A 26,402-nucleotide genomic window follows, 5' to 3' on the forward strand; every position below is an offset into this window, starting at 1 on the left:
CGTGCCGCGATGTCAACAGACCATGAAACAATTGCCAGATGGCTGAAGACACTCAGGGTACAGACACGCCCTCCACCGCCCCTATCAACGTTCCGGACAAGCCCGCCCTTGAGGGGCTCGAAGCTGCCCTCACGCAGCGCTGGCTTGCCGAAGGGACCTACAAGTTCAACCCGGACACCACCCGGGAGCAGGTCTACTCGATCGACACTCCCCCGCCCACCGCGTCAGGCTCCCTGCATGTGGGGCACATGTTCTCCTTTACGCAGACGGACGTGCTGGCCCGCTACCAGCGCATGATCGGCAAGAACGTGTTCTACCCGATGGGTTGGGATGACAACGGCCTGCCCACCGAGCGCCGCGTGCAGAACTACTACGGCGTGCGCTGCGATCCGGCCATCCCGTACGACGCCGGCTACCGCGCGCCGGCCGAGCCAGCCAAGAACCAGCGCGATTTCGACGTCGTTTCCCGCCGGAACTTCATCGAACTGTGTGAAGAGCTGGCTGTGGAGGACGAGAAGGTCTTCGAAAGCCTGTTCCAGCAGCTCGGCCTTTCCGTGGACTGGCAACTGACGTACAGGACTATCGACGACGCCTCCCGCGAAGTCTCCCAGCGCGCTTTCCTGGCCAACCTGGCAGCCGGCGACGCCTACATGGCCGAGGCGCCAACCCTGTGGGACATTACCTTCCGCACGGCCGTGGCTCAGGCGGAACTCGAAGACCGCGAAGTCGCCGGTGCGTACTACCGCTACCCGTTCTTCACCGAAGACGGCGAAAAGATCTACGTCGAGACCACGCGTCCCGAACTGCTGGCGGCCTGTGCGGCGCTGGTGGCAAACCCCGACGACGAGCGGTACCAGCCGCTGTTCGGCAAGAAGGTCACGTCGCCGGTCTTTGGTGTTGAGGTTGAGGTCAAGGCCCACGCGCTGGCCAAGGCGGACAAGGGCTCCGGCATCGCCATGGTGTGCACCTTCGGTGACCTCACCGACGTCACCTGGTGGCGCGAATTGCAGCTGCCCACCCGCGCCATTGTTGGCCGGGACGGACGGATCATCGGCGAGACCCCGGACTGGATCACCACCGACGCAGGCCGCACCGCCTACGAAGCCATCGCAGGCAAGACCGTCTTCAGCGCCAAGGAAGCCGTAGTGGAGCTCCTGGCCGCCGAAGACCTGATCGACGGCGAACCGAAGAAGATCATGCACCCCGTGAACTTCTACGAAAAGGGCGACAAGCCCCTCGAAGTGGTCACCTCACGCCAGTGGTACTACCGCAACGGTGGCCGCGACGAAGAGCGCCGCGCACGCCTGATCGCGCGCGGCCACGAGATCGACTTCCACCCCGCCTTTATGCGGTCCCGCTACGAGAACTGGATCTCGGGGCTGAACGGCGACTGGCTCGTCTCCCGCCAACGCTTCTTTGGTGTGCCCATCCCCGTCTGGTACCCGCTGGATGCCGAAGGCAACCCGCAGTACGACGCTCCGATCGTGCCTCAGGATGAACAGCTGCCCGTTGACCCCGCGGCCGATGCCGCACCGGGTTACGACGAAGCCCAGCGCGGTGTTCCCGGTGGCTTCGCCGGTGACTCCGACATTCTGGACACGTGGGCCACGTCTTCGCTGACGCCGCAGATTGTGGGCGGCTGGAGCCGGGACGAGGACCTCTTCGCCAAGGTGTTCCCGTTTGACCTGCGCCCCCAGGGCCACGACATCATCCGTACCTGGCTGTTCTCCTCGGTGGTCCAGGCTGATGCGCTGCAGCACGCCGCGCCGTGGAAGCACGCCGCCATCTCTGGCTGGATCCTGGATCCGGACCGTAAGAAGATGTCCAAGTCCAAGGGCAACGTGGTGGTTCCCACCGATGTGCTGGAAGAATTCGGTTCAGACGCTGTCCGTTACTGGGCCACGTCCGCCAAGCTCGGCGCGGACACGGCCTACGAAATCGCGCAGATGAAGATCGGCCGCCGCCTGGCCATCAAGCTGCTGAACGCCTCAAAGTTCGTCCTGAACCTGGGCGCGACGGAGAATTCAGTGGTCTCCACCGATCTTTCGGTCCTCACGAATCCCTTGGACCGCGCGGTGCTGGCCCAGCTGGCCGAGGTGGTGCGTCAGTCCACCAAGGCGTTCGAGAACTACGACTACGCCCGCGCCCTGCAGATCACCGAGAGCTTCTTCTGGCAGTTCACGGACGATTACGTGGAGCTCATCAAGGACCGCGCCTACGGTGCCGCCGGCGACGCTGAGCAGGCATCCGTCCTGGCAGCACTTGCCACCAGCCTGGACACACTGCTCCGCCTGTTCGCCCCGTTCCTGCCCTTCGCCACTGAAGAGGTCTGGGGCTGGTGGCGCAACGGCTCCGTACACGTTGCCCAGTGGCCCACCGCAGTGGATGTGGACGGCGACACCACCCTGCTTGCCACCGTTGGCACGGCCCTGAGCGGTGTCCGCAAGGCGAAGTCCGAAGCCAAGGTCAAGCAGCGGACCGAGGTTCTTTCCGCGACCATCACCGCCTCGGAATCCCTTACCACGCAGCTGAAGGCGGGACTTGGCGACCTGAAGGCAGCCTCAAACGCCCGCGAGCTGACCCTTGTGGCGGGCGACGGCGAGCTGACAGTCAGCGACGTGGTGCTGGCCGCTCCGGAGGAACAGCCCAAGGCCTGACCGGATTCAGGTCCCGTTCCGGGGCAGCATTCCTGTTTTTGGGGTCGGCTGTCTTGGGCCGGCTGTTTTTGGGCAAAGGGGAAGCCCCATCAGCGTTTTGCCGTTGGTGGGGCTTCGACTTTTCGGCCATCCTGGTGACGTCTTTGATGGTCTGGCAGGATCCTTGGATCTTCAGGTCTTCCTACCTCGTCACTGGTAGCTTGCATCTGACTTCGCCGATGGCTGCGTCGGATACATATCACTGAATCCTTGGTTCCTGCGTCTCACTTCTTTCGAAGTGGGTAAGAACCATTGTTGTCCCGACTGTTTGGATGCGCAAGAGCCCCGGACGAACTACATCAGAGTAGTTCGTCCGGGGCTCTTTTCTGTCTGCGTCAGCCTGGCATCAGTTGAATTCGGGGCGTTCGCTGCGGCTCCGCTTGATCTCGAAAAAATGCGGGTAGGAGGCAAGCGTGACGGTGGCGTCCCACAACTGGCCGGCCTGCTCGCCACGCGGGATACGGGTCAGCACCGGCCCAAAGAAGGCCGTTCCATTGAAGGCAACAACCGGCGTGCCGACGTCCTGGCCAACCAACGAGATGCCTTCCTCGTGGCTGGCCCTCAGCTGGGTGTCAAAGGCGTCCGTGGTGGCTACGTCCGCCAAGCTGGCCGGGAGTCCGCACTCGGCCAGTGCCTTGCTGATGACGACGCCGTAGTCCTTTTCTCCGCCAAGGTGGATCAGTGTGCCCATGGCGTCGTAGAGCGGCTTCACCACGTTGTCGCCGTGCTGCTCCTGGGCCGCGATGATGACCCGGACCGGGCCCCAGGCCTTGTCCATGAGCTCCCGGTAGCCGGCGTCCAGTTCGCGCCCCTCGTTGAGGACGGCCAGGCTCATCACATGCCACACGGTCTCAATGTCGCGGACGGCCTCAACTTCGCCGATCCAGCGTGAGGTGATCCAGGCGAACGGGCACAGCGGATCGAACCAGAAGTCGGCCTGGTTGATGGTTGTTTCAGTCATGCGTGAGTCCTCGGGTTCCTGGGCGTGCGGGGATGGACGGTGGAAGGGGCTGGCAGGGTGGCGGACGCGTCAGGCGGACTTGCGTCGCTTGGTCACGTGCGGAATGAGGGTGGGCTCGGCCTTGCTGAGGACAACGTCAGCGGTGATGACTACGCTGGCCACGTCTTCGCGGCTGGGGAGGTCGAACATCACCGGGAGCAGCACTTCCTCCATGATGGCGCGGAGGCCGCGGGCACCGGTGCCACGCTCCAGGGCCTGGTCGGCGATGGCGTTGAGGGCGTCCTCATCAAAGACGAGTTCCACGCCGTCGATCTGGAACATCTTCTGGTACTGCTTGACCAGCGCGTTCTTCGGCGTGGAGAGGATCTGGATGAGTGCATCCCGGTCCAGGCTGGAGACCGTAGTGATAACGGGCAGGCGGCCGATGAATTCCGGGATGAGGCCGAATTTCAGCAGGTCCTCGGGCATCACTTCGCCGTAGGAGTCCACCTTGTTGCTGGCATCGTTGAGCGGGGCACCGAAGCCGATGCCCTTGCGCCCGGAGCGCGAACCGATGATCTCTTCCAGCCCGGCAAAGGCGCCCGCCACGATAAAGAGCACGTTCGTGGTGTCGATCTGGATGAATTCCTGGTGCGGGTGTTTCCGTCCGCCCTGCGGCGGAACCGAGGCCACGGTTCCTTCGAGGATCTTCAGGAGGGCCTGCTGCACGCCCTCACCGGAGACGTCCCGGGTGATGGAGGGGTTCTCGCTTTTGCGCGAAATCTTGTCGATTTCGTCAATGTAGATGATGCCCTGTTCGGCCTTCTTGACGTCGTAGTCCGCTGACTGAATGAGCTTGAGGAGAATGTTCTCCACGTCCTCACCCACATAGCCGGCTTCGGTGAGCGCGGTGGCGTCGGCAACGGCAAACGGAACGTTCAGGCGCCGCGCCAATGTCTGGGCCAGATAGGTTTTACCGCAGCCGGTCGGGCCGATCAGAAGGATGTTGGACTTGGCGATTTCGACGTCGTCGTGGTGGCCGCCCTCGGCGAGGCTGCCGCTCTTGGGGGCGTGGCCGGCCTGGATCCGTTTGTAGTGGTTGTAGACGGCGACGGCGAGGGAACGTTTCGCAGGTTCTTGGCCGATGACGTATTCCTGCAGGAAGTCAAAGATCTCGCGGGGCTTGGGCAGTTCGAAGCTGCCCAGATCGGCGACTTCCGCGAGTTCTTCCTCAATGATCTCGTTGCAGAGTTCAATGCATTCGTCGCAGATGTAGACACCGGGCCCGGCAATGAGCTTGCGTACCTGCTTCTGGCTCTTTCCGCAGAAAGAACACTTCAGCAGATCCGTGCTCTCGCCAATCCGAGCCATATGTGAACCCCTTTAGTATCTTGCTGCCAGGCAGCTGTGCACCGTTGCTGGAATCGTAGCGGGCCTGGGAGGACCGGCCGTGACATCTTCCACTCTAGGTCACAATTGCGCCCAAGGGTGGAAAGCGAAGGCCGGTGCGGTCCAAATAACTGGGACCGCACCGGCCGCCGATAGAGCCGGACTATCTGGTAATTGCCTGTGGCTTGATCTTGCGGGAATCAAGGACCTGGTCGATAAGGCCGTACTCCAGGGCATCAGCCGCGGTCAGGATCTTGTCGCGCTCGATGTCGTTGTTGACCTGCTCAGAGGTGCGGCCGGAGTGGTGTGCGAGGGTGTCCTCGAGCCAGGAGCGCATCCGCATAACTTCCGCGGCCTGGATCTCGAGGTCCGAAGCCTGGCCACCCTGGCCGCCGGACAGCGCCGGCTGGTGGATCAGGACACGCGCGTTGGGCAGCGCCAAACGCTTGCCGGGGGTGCCTGCGGCAAGCAGAACCGCGGCGGCACTGGCCGCCTGGCCGAGGCAGACGGTCTGGATTTCAGGCCGGATGTACTGCATGGTGTCGTAGATCGCCGTCATGGCGGTGAACGAGCCACCCGGGGAGTTGATGTACAGGGTGATGTCACGGTCCGGGTCGGTGGACTCGAGGACCAGCAGCTGGGCCATGACGTCGTCGGCCGAGGCGTCATCCACCTGGACGCCGAGGAAGATGATGCGGTCCTCGAACAGTTTGGTGTAGGGGTCCTGGCGCTTGAAGCCATAAGGCGTGCGCTCTTCGAACTGGGGAAGGACGTAGCGGCTGGTCGGAAGGTTACCGGCAGTCGATCCGAAGTTGTAAGTCATTTTTGTTGCTCCTGATCTAAAGGTTCTATTGCCGGGTTACTTCTCGGATGCCGACTCGCCGGAGGGGCCGTTGGCGGTTCCGCCGCCGCCGGCCACGGTGCCGGCGTGGGCAGCGATCTTGTCGAAGAAGCCGTATTCGAGGGCTTCCGTGGCGGTGAACCATTTGTCGCGGTCGTTGTCCTTGAGGATGGTTTCCACCGACTGTCCGGTCTGATCCGCGGTCAGTTCAGCCATGACCTTCTTCATGTGAAGGATGAGCTCGGCCTGGATCTTGATGTCCGAGGCCGTGCCGCCGATGCCGCCGGAGGGCTGGTGCATCAGGACGCGGGCGTTGGGGGTGGCATAGCGTTTGCCCTTGGTGCCGGAGGAGAGCAGGAACTGGCCCATGGAGGCTGCCAGGCCGGTGGCGACGGTGACCACATCGTTCGGAATGAACTGCATGGTGTCATAGATGGCCATGCCTGCGGTCACGGAACCGCCGGGAGAGTTGATGTAGAGGTAGATGTCCTTTTCCGGGTTCTCGGCGGACAGGAGCAGCAGCTGCGAGCAGATGGCGTTGGCGTTGTCGTCACGCACCTCGGAGCCCAGCCAGATGATGCGCTCTTTCAGGAGGCGGTTGTAGATGTAGTTGTCCTGGCCGGCCGGATCTACAGTCGCCATCCGGGGGGCCTCTGCGTGCTGTGACATGTGTACTTACCTCTCGCTGGTGACGGTGACATCACTGAACTTCACTACTTGGACACTAACCGGTTTAGTGGCCGATTTGTTCGCCGGAATCGCGCTGTTCGCTGACGGCGCACGATCCCTGCAACTGCCCGTTAACCAAGGCAGCCCCCGGACCAGTAGGTCCGGGGGCTGCCATCAGTCGCACTGCCAGGGGCGTGCTAGAACTTCACTGCTGCCGGGTCGTCACTCGGGGTGGCTTCGGTCTCGGCGCTGGTGTCTTCAGCAGCGCTTGTCGCGGCTTCACCGTCGACAGCGGGAGCCTCGTCTTCGCCGCCGGGGCGGACGAAGTCGCTGAGGTCAACAGTCTTGCCGTCAGAGTCGGTCACAGTGGCCTGGCCCAGGACGACAGCCAGTGCCTTCCGGCGGCGGACCTCGGAAACCATCATGGGAACCTGGCCGCTCTGATCGATGATCTGGGCGAACTGGTTCGGGTCCATGCCGTACTGGCTGGCGGCGCTGACGATGTAGTCGATCAGCTCAGCCTGGCTGACGTTGACTTCTTCCTTTTCGGCGATGGCGTCGAGGATGACTTCGTTCTGGAAGGCGCGGGCGGTGTTGGCCTTGACCTCTTCGCGGTGCTCCTCGGTGTCGTGCTCGCCTTCACCGTGGCCGTTGCCCTCCTTGAAGTGGGCTTCGACCTGCTCTTCGACCACGGAGTCCGGAACCGGAACCTGGACGAGTTCAACGAGCTTGTCCAGGACCTTGTCGCGGGCCTCTACGCCCTGCTCAACAACCTTGGAGTCGGCAGCCTGCTTGGCCAGGTCCTCGCGGAGTTCGGTCAGCGTGTCGAACTCGGAGGCCAGCTGGGCGAAGTCGTCGTTGGCTTCCGGAAGCTCGCGCTCCTTGACGGCCTTGACAACAACCTTCACCTGGGCGGACTCGCCGGCATGGTCACCGCCCACCAGGGTGGTTTCGAAGATGGCGTCTTCGTCAACGCTGAGGCCGGTGACGGCCTCGTCCAGGCCCTCGAGCATGGTTTCGGTGCCCACCTGGTAGGACAGGCCGGACGCGGAATCAACGTCGGCACCGTCAATGGTGGCGGTGATGTCGATGGTCAGGAAGTCGCCATCGGCGGCCGGGCGGTCCACGGACTTCAGCGTGCCGAAGCGGCCGCGCAGTTCATCCAGGGCCTTCTCAACGTCTTCATCGGAGGATTCCGCTGCAGCTACCTCGACCTTGATGCCGGCGTAGTCCGGGAGTTCGATCTCCGGGCGGATATCAACCTCGGCGTGGAACTTCAGTTCCCCGTCCGTGGAGCTGGGGTCCGGAACTTCGGTGATTTCAACCTCGGGACGGCTCAGGGGCCGGATGCCGGATTCCTGGACTGCAGCCTGGTACCAGCCGTTGAGGCCTTCGTTGATGGCCGTCTCCAGCACGTAGCCGCGGCCAACGCGCTGATCGATCAGCTTGGACGGGACCTTGCCCTTACGGAAGCCAGGGACCTGGATCTGCGAAGCAACAGTCTTGTATGCCTCGTCGATGCTGGGCTTCAATTCCTCAAAAGGGACCTCAACATTGAGCTTGACCCGCGTGGGGGTGAGGTTCTCGACAGCGCTCTTCACGGTCTAAGTACTCCTGGGTTTGTGGGATGGGTTTCTGCAAACGCAGTTTTCTTGCCCGGGCCGTATGCACGGCCCGAGCCGCAGAGTCGGGGTGACAGGATTTGAACCTGCGACTTCCTGCTCCCAAAGCAGGTGCTCTAGCCAAGCTGAGCTACACCCCGTAAGTGCACAGGCAAGTCTACGTTCATCCGGGCGTTCTTTGCACATTTGACACGTGGGGCATGCATTAGGTTTAGTTGTATCCGGCTTCAACAGCCAGCCCGAAGAAACACAGTACAGCCTGATGCAACAGCTGAGGTGTATTTTCCGGGGACGTAGCTTAGTGGTAAAGCCTCAGTCTTCCAAACTGATGATGCGGGTTCGATTCCCGTCGTCCCCTCCACACAATGCAGGGCCCGTCGCTGACGGGCCCTGCATTTTTCGTTCGGCAGACTTAGAAGTCTGCTGACTTTGTTGCCTACCGCCGTCAGTTGGCTACCGCTGCTGGCAGCCGGGGCACCAGTACAGCTTGCGGCCCACCATTTCCGTGATGGCCACCGGCACGGCACAGACCCGACAGGGCTGCCCTTCGCGCTTGTACACGAAGTGGGCATCGCCGCCCGAGGGCAGGACCGCCCCTGGCTCCCGGTAATCTGGCTCCCCGTAATCTGGCTCCGTGCGATCCGGCTCCCAATACGCCTGCGGCGTGGTGATGATCCGACCATCGCGGACGCCGTCGGCCATTACGGCGGCCGTGTCATCCCACAACAGGCCGGCGGCGCTGCTGGAAAGGGCAGTGCCCGGCAGCCACGGATCCAAGCGTTGCCGGAACAGCACTTCTGCCCGGTAGACATTCCCGACGCCGGCAATCACCTTCTGGTCCATCAGCAGCGCTGCAATGGGCGTCTTGCGGGACAAAAGGCCCGTCACAAAGCGGGTCTTGTCCGCGGGACGGTTGTGCAGCGGATCCGGCCCCAGCCGGGCCAGGACGGCGCGCGCTTCAGCCTCGGTGATGGCCGCGCAGGTGGTGGCACCGCGAAGGTCTGCCCAGCCATGGCGGCTGACCAGCCGGACGCGCACGGCGCCGCGGGGCTCGGGCGGACCTGCGTACTCAACGGTCCCGGCGTCGTCGAAAATTTCGGCGTCGTCGAAGACCTCGCGCTCCCCGATCTTCCGCGGCGCGCCGATGCTGGAGGCCCCGTTGAAGGTCGCGTCGCCGCCGAAGTCCCAAGCACCATAGAGCCCCAGGTGGACGTGCAGCACCACGGCGTGGTCAAAGTGCAGGAAGAGATGCTTGCCGTGGGCTCGAGAAGCCGTCAGGACCTGGCCGTCCAGCAGGGCTGCGCCGGCAACGAACCGGCCCTGCGGACTGCTGACGGCCAGTGACTCCCCGGTAAAAACGTCCGCGAACTGCTGCGCCAGGCGGCGGACGGAATGCCCTTCGGGCACTACTCGATGACCTCGCCGGTGGTTTCGTAAGCCGCGATCTTGCCGATGCGGCGGACGTGCCGTTCGTCGTTGCTGAAGGGCTCAGCCAGGAAGGCCTCGATCAGTTCAGTTGCTTCCTCAACCGTGTGCTGGCGGCCGCCCACGGCCACCACGTTGGCGTCGTTGTGTTCACGCGCCAGGGTGGCGGTGGAGTGGTTCCAGGCGAGTGCAGCGCGGACCCCCTTGACCTTGTTGGCCGCAATCTGTTCCCCGTTGCCCGAGCCGCCCAGGACGATGCCCAGGGCATGGATACCTGCCTGCTGGTCAGCAACGACGGCGAGCGCAGCGTTGATGCAGAAGGACGGGTAGTCGTCCAGGGCGTCGTATTCCTTGGGGCCGTGGTCCACCACGTCGTAGCCCTTGGCCGTGAGGTGGTGGACCAGGTGGGCGCTGAGTTCCATGCCTGCGTGGTCGGTGGCGATGTGTACCCGCGGGAAGGCAGGGGAAGAAGTCACAGCATTATCCGTTCGTTTCGGCGCAGGCCAGCGGGGCTGGTTCAGGCCAGGGTCAGATCATCAGGGACAAGAATACTAGGACTCAGCCCCAGGGGCGCGTTCGCCGGGGGCATCCCCGCCGGAGGTACTACGCCGTGCCCTCGCCGCCACCCGGGTCAGGACTTCTGCCAGCCGGGCCGCGGATGCGGGGCTACCGCCGCTGACTGCAAGGTTGCGCCCATCTGTTTGATGAACGACGACGGCGGGGCCGCTGCTGACCAGCATCGCGGCGGTACCGCTGTGGTTGCGGTAGCCCCACCCGCCGTAGTCGGAAGCGCGGACGTCCGCGGCGCTGGCAGTGGAAATCGCGGCTGCCGGCACGGCCATCACCGGCAGTACGCCGGCCACCAGGACGCGAAGGCCGCGGCGGTCGGCTTTGACGCGGGCGCAGAGGAAGGCAGCGGCCAGCACAGCGAGGGCAGCCATCAGGGCCCCGAGCCATGGCAGTGCCGCGGCGATCAGGGCGGCGGGGAACAGGCTGGCCACCGCGATCATCACAAACACGGAGCTGCGGGCGTGCACCCACATCCGGAAAGTGTCTCCGGCGAGCTCCGGGTCAAGTTCGCGGACAAGAGCCAGTTCCAGGGCCCGGTCATCCTCGGGCGACCACCGCGCGTCGGCTTTGAAGACGAACGCGATGATGACGCCCAGCGACAACGCCGCCCCGCTCCCGAGGGCGAGGACCGTGAGATCCACCCGGGACTCCCGGGCGTCGGCGAGGCCGGCCTGGCCCACCAGCCCTGCCGCCAGGACGCTGGTGATGAACAGGCTCAGGAACAGTCCCGTGCCCATCATGATCCGGCGCATCACAGCGGGCCGGGACAGCTGTACCGCCTGGGACAGCACCAACCAGCCTGAGGCAAGGATGAGGAGAGCGCCACCGGCCGCATAGGCGCCCAACGGGGCAAAGGCGGCGCCGCCGTCGTCCGTCCAGCTCACCGCTACCGGGTCCGGAAGATCGGGCCGCAGCAAAAACGCGCAGAAGACAAAAGCCGCCGCGAGGACCACGGGAAAGCCCACCACGAAGCGCAGTGCCTTGGTATCCACTGAATCCCGGAACTTTCCCATGCATTAACGCTACTCCCGCCGGGCGCCGTGACAGAATGACTTCACTGTGCCGGTGCAGGCCACCGCCCGCCGGCAACCGCAACCCCTTCTGGAGGCCCCACTTGCCAGGTATGAACCTGACTCGCGCCGAAGCCCGCGAGCGTGCCGAACTCATCAACGTTGACTCCTACGACGTCATTCTGGACCTGACCAGGGGCGAGAAGGTGTTCGGGACCACCACCACGGTGAAGTTCACGGCAGTGCCCGGATCCGCCACGTTCATCGATGCGGTCACCGACGCAGTGCACAGCGTCACGCTCAACGGACGCGCTTTGGACCCTGCCGCGGTGTCCGACGGCATCCGGATCCAGCTCCCCGGGTTGGCCGCCGCCAACGAACTCACGGTGGTGGCCGACGCGCCGTACATGAACACCGGCGAAGGCCTGCACCGCTTTGTGGATCCGGTGGACAACGAGGTGTACCTGTACACGCAGTTCGAGGTTCCCGATTCGCGCCGCATGTTCGCGGTGTTTGAGCAGCCCGACCTCAAGGGCACCTTCAGGTTCACGGTCACGGCACCCTCGCACTGGGATGTCATCTCCAATTCCCCCACCCCGGCCCCCGTCGAGGCCACGCCAGGGGACGACGGCGGCGCCCGCTCGGTCTGGGCGTTCACGCCCACACCGCGGCTGTCTTCCTATGTCACCGCCCTGATCGCCGGCCCGTACCAGGCTGTCCGGTCCGAGGTCACCAGTTCCGACGGCCGCGTGATCCCGCTGGGAGTATTTGCCCGGAAATCCCTGATGCAGTACCTCGACGCGGACAACATCTTTGACCTGACCCGCCAGGGCTTCGAATTCTTCGAGGCGCAGTTCGGCTTCCCGTACCCGTTCGAGAAGTACGACCAGCTGTTCGTGCCGGAGTTCAACGCGGGCGCCATGGAGAATGCCGGCGCGGTGACCATCCTCGAAGGCTACGTCTTCCGGAGCAAAGTGATCGGGGCGCAGATCGAGCGCCGGGCCATCACTGTGCTGCACGAACTCGCGCACATGTGGTTCGGCGACCTGGTGACCATGCGCTGGTGGAACGACCTCTGGCTCAACGAATCGTTCGCCGAATACATGTCCCACCTCGCCGCCGTGGAAAACACGTCCTTCACCAGCGCGTGGACCACTTTCGCATCGGTGGAGAAGTCCTGGGCCTACCGCCAGGACCAGCTGCCCACCACGCACCCGATCTTCGCCGACATCAGCGACCTGCAGGACGTGGAGGTCAACTTTGACGGCATCACCTACGCCAAGGGCGCCTCTGTCCTGCGCCAGCTGGTGGCGTGGGTAGGGCCGGAGCAGTTCATGGCCGGGGTCCGGGAGTACTTCGCCAAGCACGCGTGGCAGAACACCGAGCTCAGCGACCTCATGGTGGAGCTGGAGAAGGCCAGCGGCCGCGACCTGGACCAGTGGGGCCGCCTCTGGCTGGAGACTGCCGGCGTCAATACGCTCAAGCCGGAGCTCGCCGTGGATGACGCCGGGACGCTGACATCCTTCACCATCGTGCAGTCAGCTGTCGAGGAGTGGCCCACCATCCGTCCGCACCGGCTCGCCGTTGGCTTCTACAACCTGAACAGCGTTGGAAGGCTGGAGCGCGTGCATCGTGTGGAGCTCGACGTCGACGGCGAGCGCACGGAGGTGCCGGCGCTAGCGGGCCTGGCCCAGCCAGACCTGATCCTGGTCAACGACGACGACCTCGCCTACGCGAAGGTCCGGCTGGATGAGAAGTCCCTCGCCACGGCGACGGCGCATCTGAAGGACTTCAGCGAGAGCCTGCCGCGCACCCTGGTGTGGAACTCTGCCTGGGACGCTGCCCGCGACGGGGAGTCCCCGGCGCGCCGGTACGTGGCACTGATCCTGGCCAACGTGGCCGCGGAATCGGATTCTTCGGTGATCCTGGTCCAGCTGCGCCAGCTGGCCACCACCCTGAACTTCTACGTCGCTGAGGAACACCGCGAGGCCACTGCTGTCGCCGCCGTGGACACGCTGTGGGACCTTGCCAGCGCTGCACTTGGCGGGTCCGACGCCCAGCTGCAGTTTGTGAAGTCGTTTGCCCTGCTGGCCCGCAGCTCAGGCCAGCTGGACACCGTCGCCGGGCTGCTGGACGGCACAATGACCCTGGACGGGCTGGCCGTGGACCAGGACCTCCGCTGGGAGCTGCTGGCGTCGCTGGTGGCCGGTGGCCGGCTGGGCCAGGCCGAGATCGACGCCGAACTGGACCGCGACAACACCGCGAGCGGACAGAACGCCGCGGCCCTGGCCACGGCTGCCATCCCCACCGCCGAAGCCAAGGCCGCCGCCTGGGACTCGATCGTGGTCACGGGAGAACTCTCCAATGCGCTCCAGGGTTCAGCCGTCAACGGCTTCATGCGGGTGCTGGACCGTTCACTGCTGGAGCCGTACGCGGAAAAGTACTTCAAGGCTGTTCCCGGGATCGTGGCGAACCGCACGCACGCCCTCGCCCAGCAGATCGTCGTCGGGCTTTACCCGGCGCTGCTGACCACGCAGGCAACGGTGGATCGGACGGATGCTTTCCTCGCCGGCCTTCCGGCGGACAGCGCCGCCCTGCGCCGCATGATGCTGGAAAACCGCGACGGCGTGGCCCGGGCCCTGCGGGCACGCGCGGCCGACGTACTGCCGGGCGAGCTGTAGGCCACGCGCCATGAGCCTGGGCGAGCACCACTATTCCCTGACGGTGCAGTGGACCGGCAACCTGGGAGACGGCACGTCGTCGTACCGTGGCTACTCACGGGACCACGACGTCCGGATCCCCGGGCTGCCGGTCCTGCCCGGCTCGGCCGATCCGACGTTCCATGGGGATCGTGACCGCTACAACCCGGAGCAGCTGCTCCTGGCGGCGCTGGCGCAGTGCCACATGCTGTCCTTCCTGCATGTGGCCGTGAAGCACGGGGTTGTGGTGACCGACTATCAGGACGACGCCACCGGTCTGATGCGCCTGAATCGCGATGGTAGCGGGCAGTTTGAGTCCGTCACGTTGCACCCGCGGGTGACCGTAGTGGACGCGGCCCATGTGGATCTGGCCGAACAGCTGCACCGCGAAGCCAACGCGGTCTGTTTCATCGCCCGGAGCGTCAACTTCCCCGTGCATCATTTACCTGTGACTGCGGTGGCCTGACACGCAGTCACCGGCCGGTCAGTACTTCACCAGCCAGTAGTTCCTGGGCCAGCCGGGCTTCGGTGGCCGGCCCGAGCCCTGCCTTCCGGCGGCGGTCCAGGCCGCGGCGGCGCTCGTCCTCAAGCGTGGCCGCCAGCGTTTCCTGCCAAGGCCGTATTGCGAGCCCGGCGGCCCTGGCGGCGTAGTTGCTGCGGTTGCAGAACCCTTCGTGGCCGGGCGGCAGCCACAGCGGGAGGGAGTCCGGTCCGGCCCAATAGTCGATCCCGGACTCCACGAGCCAATCCTCCGGGGCCTTCAGGACCTCGCCTTGGTACCCGGCCACTGTTTTGGCCGCCTCGAGGTACTCGCCAAAGGGCACCTGCTCGCCCACGGCGTTCAGCGGCCCCGTCACCCCACGCTGGGCAGCATCGAGTACCCAGGCCGCGAGGTCCCGCACATCAATCACTTGCGTGGCGTGGCCGTCGATGGCCGGGACCACGGCCGGCGTGTTGTCCCGGGCAAACCGTGCAGGCCAGTAGCCGTAGCGGTCCGTCCCATCGCCGGGGCCGCTGATCAGGCCGGCGCGGCAGAGGTGGGCCCTGTCCCCCGCTGCCTCCAAGGTGGCCTGTTCAATCGCCGACTTGGATTCCCCATAGTTCTCCGGGGTGGATTCTGTGCCGGCGGTCAGCGGTGCCAGCAGGGCAGCGTCCTCAGCCGCTCCCGGCGTCGAATGGTCTGCGTAGACGGAGCAGCTGGACACAAACGTCCAGTGGGCAGTCCGGTGGGCCAGGGCGGCCAGCGCCTCCGTGGCCGGAACAGGATGGCGGGCCACGTCAATGACCGCATCCCAGTCCCCAACCACCTGTGCGTAGCTGTTCGCGCCGAGTGAACGGTCCGCTTTTACCCACTGGACACCGTCTGGCGGCTCGGTCGCCGATCCGCGGGCCAGGCACGTGACTGTGTGACCTGCGGAAACGGCCTGCCGGGCGATTTCAGAGGAGAGAAAGGCGGTTCCGCCCAGAATGAGGATGCGCATGGGGCCACGCTACGGCGCTAGGGTTGAAAGAGAACAGAGCCTTATGCCGCGGGCGAACCTGTGCATGGGCCGACGTCATCCCCCGGCCGCCGCCGGTGACCCCCAAGGAGTTTTGCCTCTATGTTCAGCACGATGTCGATTACACCCCCGCCCCTCACCTCGCAGCCCAACGGCGTCAGCATCACGGGCATTGTGATCAGCCTTGGCGTCGGAATCGCGATATGGCTTGTGGCCACCTTCGTAATTTCCCGGATCAGCAAGCGCGTGGCGTCCGGTACCAACTTCTTCAAGAAACCGCACTTCAAGTGGGTTGCCCCCGCCCTCCGGGCCCTGGATCATGAACGCCGCGTGCAGCGGGCGGAAACCATCGGTTCCCTGCTCAACAGCATCGTGGGAGTCCTGGTGGCCGTGATCACCACCATGTATGTGCTGCAGAACCTGGACATCAACATCGCACCGCTGCTGACCAGCGTGGGAATCCTGGGTATCGCCATCGGCTTTGGCGCCCAGCAGCTGATCCGCGACTTCCTCGCGGGCATCTTCATCACCATTGAGGACCAGTACGGGATCGGCGACGTGATCGAAACCAGTGAAGTGGTGGGCGTGGTGGAGTCCATGGGGCTGCGCATCACCCGGGTCCGCTCGGAGGACGGCGCCGTCTGGTACCTCCGCAATGGAGAGATCCTTCGTGTCGGCAACCGTTCGCAGGGCAACTACGTGCCGGTAGCGGACGTGTCGGTGCCGGACTTGCCGGTCGCTGGGCAGGACGCTGCCCTGAGTGCGCCTGCCACCGAGGCGAAAAAGACTGAGCAAAAGGCCGGAGAATAGAGACATGACCATACCCGCCGAGCCGCAGCAGCCACGCCAGCTCATGCAGAACGATCCCTTCAGCCAGCCCGGCTACACGGAGAACTTCTACGATGCCGTGGGCGGACACAAGACGTTCGTCAAGCTAATCGATGTCTTTTACGACGGCGTCGCCACGGACCCGCTGTTGCGCCCGATGTACCCGGAAGAGGACCTGGAGCCGGCCAAGCGGCGGTTCCTGATGTTCCTGGAGCAGTACTGGGGCGGCCCCACCACGTACGGCGAAGAACGCGGACACCCTCGACTGAGGATGCGCCACATGCCATTCCGGGTAACCCCCGAGGCCAAGGACCGCTGGCTGTTCCACATGCGGACGGCCGTCGACGCCCTGGAACTGCCTCCCTTGTACGAGGGAACGCTCTGGGATTACATGGACCGTGCCGCGCTGTCCATGGTGAACAGCCCCTCGGACGCCTGAGGCCCGAGTCCGTCCTGCGGGGCTGGAGACTTAGCGCGTACGACGACGGCTGGCCGGGTACTAGAGGCCGCTGCCGGTCCGTGCCAGGACGTGGCCGCGCGGACCGCTGAGGCGGAACCAGCGGCCTGCCCGGTACAGCTTCTGGTCCCCGTCGGCGAGGAAACCCAGGGTGAGGGCGGCGAAGGCTGCTCCTGCCGGGATGCCGGAGTCATCAAGGGCCCGGCCCCATACGGCGGCGCGTGCGTTGTTGACGATCAGTGCCCCCGGCTGGGCGGGCATGATGCCCGCCACTTCGGTGATGCCAGCTTCAGCCGCGCGCCGGAGTTCGGCATCCGACAACACACCCACCAGCTCCCAGCCGGTGCGCGGTGCGCCGACGCCCGTCCACGATTCGGTGACGGTAGACGGCGGAACTGACAGCTCGACGTCGTCCTCTCCTGCCCTGGCAAGCCGGTCCAGGACGGCTGAGAGCGGCACCGTCACGTCGATCGCTGACGGTTCCGCCAGCGCCATGGTGCGCAGGCCCAGGATGGTGGGGGTGGATTCGCCCAGCAGGCGGGGCCGCAGCACGCACACGTAGGCTGCGAGAACGGAACCTGCGGCCTGAAGCCGGATGGCACCGTCGTCGACCGTCTTGGCACGGGTAGTAAACGTGCGCAGATCGGCGAGATCACGCGGGTCGGCGAACCGGAAGGACTTCGTAAGTAGGTCAGACACATTAAGAACACTACCGGCTGAGGCCCGGTTGAGCAGCGGCAGGGCGGCGTCTAGAGTCAAACCATGACTGACGCGTACACCGGCCTTGACGAAGAGGCCGCCATCGATGACCCCATGGATACCCTGATCGGACTGCTCGATCTGGGCAGCCTTGACGGCGCCCGGACGGATGAAGACATTTTTCTCGGACCCTCCCAGAGGCAGCCACGGCACCGTGTCTTCGGTGGCCAGGTGCTGGCCCAGTCAATGATGGCCGGCATGAGGACCGTGGAGCCGGACCGAGTGGCCCACTCGATGCACGGCTACTTCCTCCGGGCCGGCGACGCCAACAAGCCCATCACTTTCGGGGTGGAGCGGCTCCGGGACGGCCGGTCATTTTCAGCCCGCCGCGTCCACGCGTACCAGGACGGGGTCCCGATCCTCTCAATGATCGCCTCGTTCCAGCACGAGGACGACGGCCTGGACCATCAGTCCACCATGCCGGCGGGCATGCCGGATCCGGAGTCGCTGCCCAGCACGGCCGATCTGCTCGCCCGCTTTGACCACCCCCTGGCCCGCCATATGTCGTCCGAGCGGCCGTTCGACGTGCGGCACATCGACCCCGCCCTGTACGTCTCGGCCCCCGAGGAGAAGGTGGCCACGAACGCCGTGTGGATGAAGACCCTGGGTCCGCTGCCCGATGACCCCAATCTGCACCGGGCGGCACTGGCCTACGCCAGCGATTACACCCTCCTGGAGCCCATCCTTCGCAAGCACGGCCTGCCCTGGATGACTCCGGGCATGAGCGTGGCCAGTCTGGACCACGCCATGTGGTGGCACCGGCCCGTCAGGGTTGATGACTGGCTGCTGTATGTGCAGGAATCGCCGAGCGCCCAGGGTGCACGCGGGCTGGCCACGGGCAAGATCTTCGACCGCAGCGGGGTGCACGTAGCAACGGTGGCGCAAGAAGGCATGCTGCGGGTGCCCGAAGGACTGCAGAGCAGGAACACGGCGCAGGCCTGATTCGTCGGTCCCCCACCAAGGCATCCCCTGATGCAGGCAACCCCGCCCGGAAATATTTCCGGGCGGGGTTTTCCTGCGTTGACTGGTTTGCCTGCTGACTGGCTTCCGGCAGGCAGACAGCTGGCGGGCAGCAGAAAGGCCGGCACCCTTGACGGCGTGCCGGCCTTTGTTTGCGATCAGTCGCGGGTGAGGCGGCGGTGCGTCACGCGATGCGGCTTGGCCGCATCGGGTCCGAGCCGCTCTACCTTGTTCTCCTCGTAGGATTCGAAGTTACCCTCGAACCAGTACCACTTGGCGGGGTTTTCCTCGTCGCCTTCGTAGGCCAGGATATGCGTGGCCACCCGGTCCAGGAACCAGCGGTCGTGCGATACCACTACAGCGCAGCCGGGGAACTCCAGCAACGCGTTTTCAAGGCTGCTGAGTGTCTCGACGTCGAGGTCGTTAGTGGGTTCGTCAAGGAGCAGCAGGTTACCGCCCTGCTTGAGGGTCAGGGCAAGGTTGAGGCGGTTGCGCTCACCACCGGAGAGCACCCCGGCCTTCTTCTGCTGGTCCGGGCCCTTGAAGCCGAAAGCGGCAACGTAGGCACGGGACGGCATCTCAACCTGGCCCACCTGGATGTAATCAAGGCCGTCGGAAACAACTTCCCACAGGGTCTTGTTCGGGTCGATGCCGCCGCGGCTCTGGTCAGCGTAGGAGATCTTGACCGAATCGCCGATCTTCAGCTCGCCGCCGTCGAGAGGCTCCAGGCCAATGATGGTTTTGAACAGCGTGGACTTGCCCACGCCGTTGGGGCCAATGACGCCGACGATGCCGTTGCGGGGAAGCGTGAAGGACAGTCCGTCAATCAGGGTGCGGTCGTCGAAGCCCTTCTGCAGGTTCCTGGCTTCCAGGACCAGCCCGCCCAGGCGCGGGCCCGGCGGAATCTGGATCTCTTCGAAGTCAAGCTTGCGGGTCCGGTCAGCCTCGGCTGCCATCTCCTCGTAGCGGGCCAGACGGGCCTTGGACTTGGTCTGGCGGCCCTTGGCGTTGGAGCGTACCCACTCGAGTTCCTCGGTGAGGCGCTTGGCCTGCTTGGCGTCCTTCTTGCCCTGGACTTCCAGGCGGGCCCGCTTCTTCTCCAGGTACGTGGAGTAGTTGCCTTCATAGGGGTACAGGTGGCCGCGGTCAACCTCGGCGATCCATTCGGCGACGTGGTCCAGGAAGTACCGGTCGTGGGTGACAGCCAGGACTGCGCCGGCGTAGCTGGAGAGGTGCTGTTCCAGCCACAGCACGCTCTCGGCGTCCAGGTGGTTGGTGGGCTCGTCCAGGAGCAGGAGGTCAGGCTTCTGCAGCAGGAGCTTGCAGAGGGCCACACGGCGGCGCTCACCGCCGGAGAGCAATGTCACGTCCGCGTCCGCAGGCGGGCAGCGGAGGGCGTCCATGGCCTGCTCAAGCTGGGAATCGAGATCCCAAGCCTCCGCGGCGTCAATGGCTTCCTGCAGCTGACCCATTTCCTCGAGCAGCACGTCGAAGTCAGCGTCGGGGCTGGCCATTTCCTCGGAGATCTCGTTGAAGCGCTGGATCTTCCCGTAGATCTCGCCAACACCTTCCTGGACATTGCCCAGGACAGTCTTTTCCTCGTTCAGGGGAGGCTCCTGCAACAGGATCCCCACGGTGTAGCCGGGGCTGAGCCGGGCCTCACCGTTGGAGGGGATGTCCAGTCCGGCCATGATCTTCAGGATGGTGGACTTACCGGCACCGTTCGGGCCAACAACACCGATTTTGGCGCCCGGGAAGAACGACATGCTTACGTTGTCAAGAATGAGTTTTTCGCCAACTGCCTTGCGGGCATTGGTCATTGTGTAGATAAATTCCGCCATGGTTCCAAATCTAGTGGGTTGGCGGGCTTAACTCACATTCGAGGTGTCAGGCCGCCGCACCCACGAAGCACTTGCCGCCGGCCAGGACCGGAAGAACGATGACGGTGACGCTGCCGTCGCGGACCTGTCCCACCACGCAGTTGGTGCCCTGTAAGACTGCGGCTTCAATGGCATCCGCTTCCAGCCCGGTAGGCGTCCGGCTGGCCGACACCTCAAGGGCCGCGGGGGCAATCCCGGCCCCGGTCAGGGCATCGGTCACCTGGGCTGTGGCTGGCTTTGGTGTCCCCGCCGCCAGCCTGCCGAGGGCATCCGCTACGGTCTTTTTCATGACAGCGATGGCCGGATCCTCCGCCGGGGATGTGGCGGCCGGCTGCGTTGTTCCGGTGGTGGCCGGCGAAGAGGGAGTTGCTACTTCGCTGGGGATGGCAGCGCCCTGACCGGCCCCAGTTGAACCGGGCCCTGCTGGGGAGCTGCCGGTGCAGGCTGTGAGTGCCAAAACCATCAGGAGGCTTCCGGCGAGCGCCAAGGGCGCCCGACCCGCACGTGACCCAACCCGCCGGGAACGGTTGGTCCGGCTGGTGATCGGGGTTGCCTGCCGGGTGTCCGTCGCGCGATTCATGCCGCCATTCTGCCACGCGGCCGAGCGCGGGACGGAACCCTCCCGGCACCGGCCGACTGCCGGCGCCGGGTTCCGCCCGTGTCCCGTGCGGTATCCAACGCCCGCATTTTCAGACGGCGGCTCCGGCGAGCTCGCCCGTTTCAGCGTCCACCGGGATGTGGTTGCCGTTCGCGTCCTCGTGGAAGACTCCCAACGCTGCGGCGTCATCGTCCGTGTGCTCCCCTTCTTCCGGGTCGCCACCGTCGTCGTCAGGATCAGCAGGGCCGATGCCGCTGGCGTCCGCTGCCGCATCCTGCCCTGCCGCACCGTTGTCTGAGACGAGGTGCGCTCCGGTGTCGCTGGTGCGGATGTAGTTGGCCGAGCCTCTCTTGAGGTCGTGCCCCACGGAATCCGCATCGATTTCGGCCGAATGATAGACCCGGCCATCCTTCTCCCAGCTGCGCAGCTTGAGCCGGCCCACAACGATGACGCACTGGCCCTTCTTGATGCTGCAGGCCATATTCCCGGCCAGCTGCCGGTAGCCCTGGACGTTGAACCAGTTGGTGTGGCTGTCCACCCAGGTACTGGTAGCGCGGTCAAAACGCCGTGCCGTTGAACCGAGGCGGAACGAGGCTGTGCCAACGCCGCCCGGAGTTGTGGAGGTCTTGACATCCGTTGCAACGAAGCCCCGGAATGTTTGATAGTCAGTCATCATCTTGTCCTGTCTCGAAAGGTGGCGCCTTAGCGGCAGAACCAGCTTCGCGCGGACAGCACCGGGCCGCGAGGGACAAGTTCGCGTATGTGCACAACCCTTCCCGAACCTGCCCTGTTGAGGAGAAGTACCAGCAGCGCGCCCAGGTGACGCGTCCGCACCGTAGGGCCATGTAAACTTTTGATGCGCCGGATCTCTGGTCCTGGCGCCACGTGCCCCAGTAGCTCAGGGGATAGAGCAGCGGCCTTCTAATCCGCCGGTCGGGGGTTCGATTCCCTCCTGGGGCACAAAATGATGATGAGTTGGCACGTCCTTGACGGATGCGCCGGTCAGCAAAAAACACCCCGGTCAGCAGACTGGGGTGTTTTTTCATCGTGTGACTGGCGTGAAATTGCCGTTTCTCAGGCGTACGGCAGGACGAGTTCCGCGAAGCGCTCCTTGACCGTGGAAAGGACGATATTGCCATCCGTGTCCCAGATCTCCTGATTGAAGATTTCGACTTCGATGTCGCCGGTGTACCCGGCGTCGCGGACCCAGGTGCCGATGGTGGCGAAGTCAATGACGCCGTCGCCCATGTATCCGCGCGACAGCAGCGGATCCGCGGCGATCGGCATGTTGAAGTCACACACCTGGTAGGAGGCGATCCGGTCTTCCCGGCCAGCGCGTTCAATTTGCGCCTTGAGCTCCGGATCCCACCAGACGTGGAAGGTGTCGACGGCGACGCCTACATCCTTCGTGTCGAACGGGGCTGCGAGGTCCAAAGCCTGTCCCAGAGTGGAGATCAGGGCACGGTCAGCGGCGTACATCGGGTGCAGGGGCTCGAGCACCAGCCGGATCCCGTTCTCGGAGGCGAACGGAACAAGGTCGGCGAGGCGGTCGGCGACGCGCTGGCGGGCAGCCACCACGTCCTTTTCCCCCGGCGCCAGTCCGCCGACCACCAGGAAGAGTTCCCGGGTGTCCAGCGCCGCGGCTTCGAGGATCGCCGCGCGGTTGTCCGCGAGTGCTGCGGCCTGGCCTTCGGCGTCGGCCGCTGTCAGGAATCCGCCGCGGCAGAGCGAGGAGACCCGGAGACCGGCGTCCTTGATCAGCTTGGCGGCCTTGTCCAGCCCTGCTTCCTCAACGCGGTCGCGCCAGGGGCCGATCGACGGGATGCCGGCGTTGACGCAGCCTTCGACGACCTGCGCGAGGGTCCATTTCTTGGTGGTGGCGCTGTTGATCGCCAGGCGCGAGAAGTCGCTCATACTCCCACTCCGTTGATGCGCAGGTAGTCGGACATCCGGAACGCGGCCAGGGCCGGATCTTTCAGCAGCCCTGCCTTGTCGGCGAGCTCGAACGTTTTGGCCAGGTGCACCACGGAGCGGCCGGAGTGCAGGCCGCCCACCATCTGGAAGCCGGGCTGCTTGCCGTTGAGCCAGGACATAAAGGCGATCCCGGTCTTGTAGTAGAACGTGGGGGCGCTGAAGATGTGCTTGCCCAGTTCCCGGGTGGAGTCGAGGATGGCGCGCGCTTCCGCAGCTTTGCCGGCGTCATAGTTCTGCAGCGCAACCGAAGCCGCCGGGTAGATCGCGGCGAAGATGCCCAGCAGCGCGTCAGAGTGGTGGCTGCCATCGCCGTCGATCAGTTCCGGGTAGTTGAAGTCGTCGCCGGTGTAGAGGCGGACGCCTTCCGGAAGGGCAGCGCGCAGGGCAACCTCGTGGGAAGCGTCCAGCAGGGAGACCTTCACGCCATCCACCTTGTCCGTGTGCTCCCGGATCAGGGACAGGAACGTCTCGGTCGCGGCGGCGACGTCGTCCGAACCCCAGTAACCGGCCAGCGCGGGATCGAACATGGTCCCGAGCCAGTGCAGGATGACGGGCTGGTCCACTTCCTGCAGCAACGTGGAGTAAACGTGCAGGTAGTCGTCCGGACCGGTGGCCACGCGGGCAAGCGCCCGGGAGGCCATCAGGATGATCTTGGGTCCGGCTTCGCTGACAACGGCGATCTGCTCGCGGTAGGCGTCCAGGACGGCGGCAAGACCTGCGTTGCCCGTGGGCAGTGTGGCGAGGTCCAGCTGGTCGGTGCCGGCGCCGCAGGAGACGAGGTCGCGGACAGTCTTGCCGGCGGTGGCGGCGCTGCCCGAGGAAACCACGGAAGCGGCCTCCACACCGGTGCGCTTGATGAGCTGCTGGGTTGCGGCCCAGTCCAGGCCCATGCCGCGCTGCGCGGTGTCCATGGCATCGGCCACGCCCAGGCCGTAGGACCAGAGTTCATGCCGGTACGCCATGGTGGCGTCCCAGTCGAGGGTGGCCGGGGCCCCGGGTGTGTTGTCCGCCAGGACCTCGGGAATGACGTGCGCGGCGGCGTAGGCGCGCCGCGACGTGAGCGGGGCGGTGGGGCGGGCCCAGGACACGCCGCCCTGGAGGCGGTACTCGCGGGTGCCGCCGTCGTCGGAGGGAAGGATCAAGGACGTCATCAGAGTGTGATCTCCGGGATGTCGATGGTGCGGCGTTCGTCGTTGGACTGCAGGCCCAGCTCGGCGAGCTGCACGCCGCGGGCGGCGGACAGCAGGCCGAAGCGGTGCTCGCGGCCAGCCACAACATCGCGCAGAAATTCTTCCCACTGCAGCTTGAAGCCGTTGTCCAGCTCGGCGTTGGCGGGAACTTCCTGCCACTGGTCGCGGAAGGATTCCGTGACAGGCAGGTCCGGGTTCCAGACGGGCTTGGGGGTGTGGGCGCGCTGCTGGGCAACGCACTTGTTCAAACCGGCAACGGCGGAGCCGTGCGTGCCATCGATCTGGAATTCCACAAGCTCGTCGCGGTAGACGCGGACTGCCCAGGAAGAGTTGATCTGGCCGGTGACCGGCTCGCCGGCCGGGGTTTCGAGCTCGAAGATGCCGTAGGAGGCGTCGTCGGCGGTGGCCTTATATTCCTTGCCGGCCTCGTCCCAGCGGGCCGGGATGTGGGTGGCGGTCTTGGCGTTGACGCTCTTGACCTTGCCGATGATGCCTTCGAGGACGTAGTTCCAGTGGCAGAACATGTCTGTGGTCATGCCGCCGCCATCTTCCTTGCGGTAATTCCAGGACGGCCGCTGGGCAGCCTGGACGTCGCCTTCGAAGACCCAGTAGCCGAATTCGCCGCGGATGGAGAGGATGCGGCCGAAGAAGCCCTCGTCCACCAGACGGCGGAGCTTGACCAAGCCGGGGAGGTACAGCTTGTCGTGCACAACGCCAGCCGTGACGCAGGCTTCCTTGCCGATGCGTGCCAGTTCGATAGCTTCTTCGAGGGTTTCGGCGGTGGGCTTCTCGGTGAAGATGTGCTTGCCGGCCAGCATTGCCTTCTTCAGGGTGGCGGCGCGGAGGCTGGTCATGGAGGCATCGAAGATGATGTCCACCGAAGGATCGTTGATCACGGAATCCAGGTCCGTGGTCCATTCGGCCACCTTGTGCAGCTCGGCCAGCTCGCGGATCTTGGCTTCATTGCGACCCACCAGAATAGGTTCAATCTGGACCTTGGTGCCGTCCTCCAGCGTGAAGCCTCCGGCGTCACGGATGGGGAGGATGGAACGCAGCAGGTGCTGCCGGTAACCCATCCGGCCGGTGATGCCGTTCATGGCGATGCGGATCGTCTTTGTTTCGAAGCCCATGTGTCCTCCACGGTGAGTGAGCAGTGTTACTCAAGATGAATCGGGAAAGCGCATTCCCACTGCATCCATCATCCACCGGTCAACGCATAATGGCAAGCGCTTTCCCTGGGTATCTCCAAACTGCCATACTGAAGTCGGTGCCCTTTGCGCTGAAAATCCGTACGAACAGGAGAAGCTGTGGCTGCAAGTACCCTCACCGAGGTGGCCCGGTTGGCGGGCGTGTCACCGGCCACCGCCTCCCGCGTGCTGAACGGTTCCGCCCGGATACCCGGCAAGGACATTGCGGACCGCGTGCGGCAGGCCGCCGAATCCCTCGGCTACATTCCTAACGCGCAGGCGCAGGGACTGGCGAAGTCCAGCTCCGGGTTGATCGGGCTGATTGTGCACGACATCGCCGATCCGTACTTTGCCGCCATAGCCCGCGGCGTTCAGGAAGCCGCGAGGGAACAGCACAGGATGGTGCTGCTGGCCACCACCGAGGGCGCTCCGGAAAACGAGAAGGAAGCCGTGGCTGCCTTCGCCGCACGCCGCGCCGATTCCATCGTGATCGCCGGATCGCGGACTTCCCGAGTCGAGGACCGGGACGGCAACGCTGAACTCGCTGCGGAACTGGACCGCTACTGCCGCAACGGCGGCCACGTGGGCGTGATCGGCCACGGGATTGTGGGCGCCACGGCAGCCGACGGCTACCACGTGGTGAGTGTGCCCAATGAGGAGTTGGCCGCGCAGCTCGCCGCCGAGCTGGCCGCGTCACGGGAAGAAGACTTTGTCATCATCGGTGGCCCGGAAGGGCTGTTTACGTCCGACGACCGGATCCGGGGGTTCCAGCGTGGCCTGGCCGACGCAGGCCTGCCGGCCGCGGACGTCATCCGCACTGACTTCAACCGTGCCGGCGGCTTCGAGGCCGGCCTCGCCCTGGCTGCCCGGATCACAGCGTCGCAGTCCGGGGGCAGGGCAACAAGGCTCTGCATCTTTGCCGTCAACGACGTTATGGCCATCGGGGCCGCAGCCGCGCTGCGCTCCCAGGGACTGCGGATTCCGCGCGACGCCACTGTGGCCGGTTTCGACGATATTGAGACCCTGCGCGATTTCCGCCCGGCCCTCTCCACGGTGCACCTTCCCCTAGAGGAAATTGGCCGGCAGGCCGCCCGCAGCGCGGCAGGAACGGCCGACGGTGACGCCGGATCTTCTCCGATAACCGGCCAGGTCACGCTGCGGCGAAGCACGGAACCTGTGCAGCCGGGCAGCGTTGAGTCGGTGGCCTGA

Annotated in this window: 23 protein-coding genes and 3 tRNA genes; 9 read left to right on the forward strand and 17 right to left on the reverse strand. The window is 65.0% G+C overall.

Features of this window, described 5'->3' with window-relative positions:
• Window positions 1-38 precede the first annotated feature (38 nt).
• A complete protein-coding gene (gene valS / locus ACZY0Q_RS03850; protein WP_463914877.1) occupies window positions 39-2,657 on the forward strand; it encodes a valine--tRNA ligase in 2,619 nt (872 codons plus the stop codon).
• 385 nt (window positions 2,658-3,042) lie between these two features.
• On the opposite strand, the gene ACZY0Q_RS03855 is transcribed toward valS, so the two are convergent.
• From ACZY0Q_RS03855 to ACZY0Q_RS03880, 6 genes are all read right to left on the reverse strand, one after another.
• Window positions 3,043-3,657, reverse strand: a complete 615-nt coding sequence (locus tag ACZY0Q_RS03855) for a mycothiol-dependent nitroreductase Rv2466c family protein (protein ID WP_463914878.1) — start codon at window positions 3,655-3,657, stop codon at window positions 3,043-3,045.
• A 69-nt stretch (window positions 3,658-3,726) separates the two neighbouring features.
• Window positions 3,727-5,007, reverse strand: a complete 1,281-nt coding sequence (gene clpX / locus ACZY0Q_RS03860) for an ATP-dependent Clp protease ATP-binding subunit ClpX (RefSeq protein ID WP_185260773.1) — start codon at window positions 5,005-5,007, stop codon at window positions 3,727-3,729.
• A 181-nt stretch (window positions 5,008-5,188) separates the two neighbouring features.
• Window positions 5,189-5,848: an ATP-dependent Clp protease proteolytic subunit gene (locus ACZY0Q_RS03865; RefSeq protein ID WP_185260774.1), complete on the reverse strand. Its 660-nt coding sequence runs from the start codon at window positions 5,846-5,848 to the stop codon at window positions 5,189-5,191.
• Between the two features lie 36 nt (window positions 5,849-5,884).
• Complete coding sequence (locus ACZY0Q_RS03870) at window positions 5,885-6,508, reverse strand: ATP-dependent Clp protease proteolytic subunit (RefSeq protein WP_463916244.1); 624 nt, start codon at window positions 6,506-6,508, stop codon at window positions 5,885-5,887.
• A 224-nt stretch (window positions 6,509-6,732) separates the two neighbouring features.
• Window positions 6,733-8,136 carry a trigger factor gene (gene tig, locus ACZY0Q_RS03875; protein WP_463914879.1) on the reverse strand — a complete coding sequence of 468 codons (1,404 nt, stop codon included), beginning with the start codon at window positions 8,134-8,136 and terminating at the stop codon, window positions 6,733-6,735.
• An 86-nt stretch (window positions 8,137-8,222) separates the two neighbouring features.
• A tRNA-Pro gene (locus ACZY0Q_RS03880) sits at window positions 8,223-8,297 on the reverse strand.
• 147 nt (window positions 8,298-8,444) lie between these two features.
• On the opposite strand from ACZY0Q_RS03880, the gene ACZY0Q_RS03885 reads away from it, so the two are divergent.
• A tRNA-Gly gene (locus ACZY0Q_RS03885) sits at window positions 8,445-8,518 on the forward strand.
• 92 nt (window positions 8,519-8,610) lie between these two features.
• Here the strand turns inward: ACZY0Q_RS03885 and ACZY0Q_RS03890 are convergent.
• The 3 genes from ACZY0Q_RS03890 to ACZY0Q_RS03900 all read right to left on the reverse strand — a co-directional run bounded on the left by ACZY0Q_RS03890 (window position 8,611) and on the right by ACZY0Q_RS03900 (window position 11,165).
• Window positions 8,611-9,564 carry an Fpg/Nei family DNA glycosylase gene (locus ACZY0Q_RS03890; RefSeq protein ID WP_463914880.1) on the reverse strand — a complete coding sequence of 318 codons (954 nt, stop codon included), beginning with the start codon at window positions 9,562-9,564 and terminating at the stop codon, window positions 8,611-8,613.
• Window positions 9,564-10,058 (reverse strand): ribose-5-phosphate isomerase, encoded by a 495-nt coding sequence (locus ACZY0Q_RS03895; protein ID WP_463914882.1) that lies wholly within the window; start codon window positions 10,056-10,058, stop codon window positions 9,564-9,566. Before ACZY0Q_RS03895 ends, ACZY0Q_RS03890 begins: the two co-directional genes overlap by 1 nt.
• A 75-nt stretch (window positions 10,059-10,133) precedes the next feature.
• The gene (locus ACZY0Q_RS03900; protein ID WP_463914883.1) at window positions 10,134-11,165 is read right to left on the reverse strand and encodes a hypothetical protein; all 1,032 of its coding nucleotides are present in this window, start codon (window positions 11,163-11,165) and stop codon (window positions 10,134-10,136) included.
• 110 nt (window positions 11,166-11,275) lie between these two features.
• Between ACZY0Q_RS03900 and pepN the strand changes: the two genes are divergently transcribed.
• Both pepN and ACZY0Q_RS03910 read left to right on the forward strand, forming a co-directional pair.
• Window positions 11,276-13,843, forward strand: coding sequence for an aminopeptidase N (gene pepN, locus ACZY0Q_RS03905; RefSeq protein ID WP_463914885.1), 2,568 nt, complete (start codon window positions 11,276-11,278; stop codon window positions 13,841-13,843).
• Window positions 13,844-13,853: 10 nt separating this feature from the next.
• Window positions 13,854-14,327: an OsmC family protein gene (locus ACZY0Q_RS03910; RefSeq protein WP_463914887.1), complete on the forward strand. Its 474-nt coding sequence runs from the start codon at window positions 13,854-13,856 to the stop codon at window positions 14,325-14,327.
• A gap of 7 nt (window positions 14,328-14,334) precedes the next feature.
• Here the strand turns inward: ACZY0Q_RS03910 and ACZY0Q_RS03915 are convergent, their stop codons facing one another.
• Window positions 14,335-15,342, reverse strand: coding sequence for an NAD-dependent epimerase/dehydratase family protein (locus ACZY0Q_RS03915; RefSeq protein ID WP_463914889.1), 1,008 nt, complete (start codon window positions 15,340-15,342; stop codon window positions 14,335-14,337).
• Between the two features lie 120 nt (window positions 15,343-15,462).
• Here ACZY0Q_RS03915 and ACZY0Q_RS03920 point away from each other — a divergent pair, with 120 nt between their 5' ends.
• On the forward strand, window positions 15,463-16,170 hold the full coding sequence (locus ACZY0Q_RS03920) for a mechanosensitive ion channel family protein (RefSeq protein WP_463914891.1): 708 nt from the start codon (window positions 15,463-15,465) through the stop codon (window positions 16,168-16,170).
• 4 nt (window positions 16,171-16,174) lie between these two features.
• Entirely contained in the window at window positions 16,175-16,627 is a 453-nt protein-coding gene (locus ACZY0Q_RS03925) for a globin (protein ID WP_463914893.1), read from the forward strand.
• Window positions 16,628-16,687: 60 nt separating this feature from the next.
• Here the strand turns inward: ACZY0Q_RS03925 and ACZY0Q_RS03930 are convergent, their stop codons facing one another.
• Window positions 16,688-17,344: a DUF8185 domain-containing protein gene (locus ACZY0Q_RS03930; protein WP_463914894.1), complete on the reverse strand. Its 657-nt coding sequence runs from the start codon at window positions 17,342-17,344 to the stop codon at window positions 16,688-16,690.
• 63 nt (window positions 17,345-17,407) lie between these two features.
• Between ACZY0Q_RS03930 and ACZY0Q_RS03935 the strand changes: the two genes are divergently transcribed.
• On the forward strand, window positions 17,408-18,346 hold the full coding sequence (locus tag ACZY0Q_RS03935; RefSeq protein WP_463914895.1) for an acyl-CoA thioesterase: 939 nt from the start codon (window positions 17,408-17,410) through the stop codon (window positions 18,344-18,346).
• A gap of 176 nt (window positions 18,347-18,522) precedes the next feature.
• On the opposite strand, the gene ettA is transcribed toward ACZY0Q_RS03935, so the two are convergent.
• From ettA to ACZY0Q_RS03950, 3 genes are all read right to left on the reverse strand, one after another.
• Window positions 18,523-20,205, reverse strand: coding sequence for an energy-dependent translational throttle protein EttA (ettA, locus tag ACZY0Q_RS03940; RefSeq protein ID WP_058932192.1), 1,683 nt, complete (start codon window positions 20,203-20,205; stop codon window positions 18,523-18,525).
• Between the two features lie 46 nt (window positions 20,206-20,251).
• Entirely contained in the window at window positions 20,252-20,824 is a 573-nt protein-coding gene (locus ACZY0Q_RS03945) for a DUF6993 domain-containing protein (protein ID WP_463914898.1), read from the reverse strand.
• 109 nt (window positions 20,825-20,933) lie between these two features.
• The gene (locus ACZY0Q_RS03950) at window positions 20,934-21,515 is read right to left on the reverse strand and encodes a single-stranded DNA-binding protein (RefSeq protein ID WP_463914900.1); all 582 of its coding nucleotides are present in this window, start codon (window positions 21,513-21,515) and stop codon (window positions 20,934-20,936) included.
• Window positions 21,516-21,729: 214 nt separating this feature from the next.
• Between ACZY0Q_RS03950 and ACZY0Q_RS03955 the strand changes: the two genes are divergently transcribed.
• A tRNA-Arg gene (locus ACZY0Q_RS03955) sits at window positions 21,730-21,802 on the forward strand.
• A gap of 114 nt (window positions 21,803-21,916) precedes the next feature.
• Here ACZY0Q_RS03955 and ACZY0Q_RS03960 read toward each other — a convergent pair.
• Genes ACZY0Q_RS03960 through ACZY0Q_RS03970 form a run of 3 tightly spaced genes read right to left on the reverse strand, consistent with a single transcriptional unit; the run spans window position 21,917 to window position 25,136 of the window.
• Window positions 21,917-22,756, reverse strand: coding sequence for a sugar phosphate isomerase/epimerase family protein (locus ACZY0Q_RS03960; RefSeq protein ID WP_463914902.1), 840 nt, complete (start codon window positions 22,754-22,756; stop codon window positions 21,917-21,919).
• Window positions 22,753-23,967, reverse strand: coding sequence for a dihydrodipicolinate synthase family protein (locus ACZY0Q_RS03965; protein WP_463914904.1), 1,215 nt, complete (start codon window positions 23,965-23,967; stop codon window positions 22,753-22,755). The genes ACZY0Q_RS03960 and ACZY0Q_RS03965 overlap by 4 nt, the downstream gene beginning before the upstream one ends.
• A complete protein-coding gene (locus ACZY0Q_RS03970; RefSeq protein WP_463914906.1) occupies window positions 23,967-25,136 on the reverse strand; it encodes a Gfo/Idh/MocA family protein in 1,170 nt (389 codons plus the stop codon). The genes ACZY0Q_RS03965 and ACZY0Q_RS03970 overlap by 1 nt, the downstream gene beginning before the upstream one ends.
• 177 nt (window positions 25,137-25,313) lie before the next feature.
• Between ACZY0Q_RS03970 and ACZY0Q_RS03975 the strand changes: the two genes are divergently transcribed.
• A complete protein-coding gene (locus ACZY0Q_RS03975) occupies window positions 25,314-26,402 on the forward strand; it encodes a LacI family DNA-binding transcriptional regulator (RefSeq protein WP_463914908.1) in 1,089 nt (362 codons plus the stop codon).

The sequence above is a fragment of the Pseudarthrobacter lactosi genome, assembly GCF_055412785.1.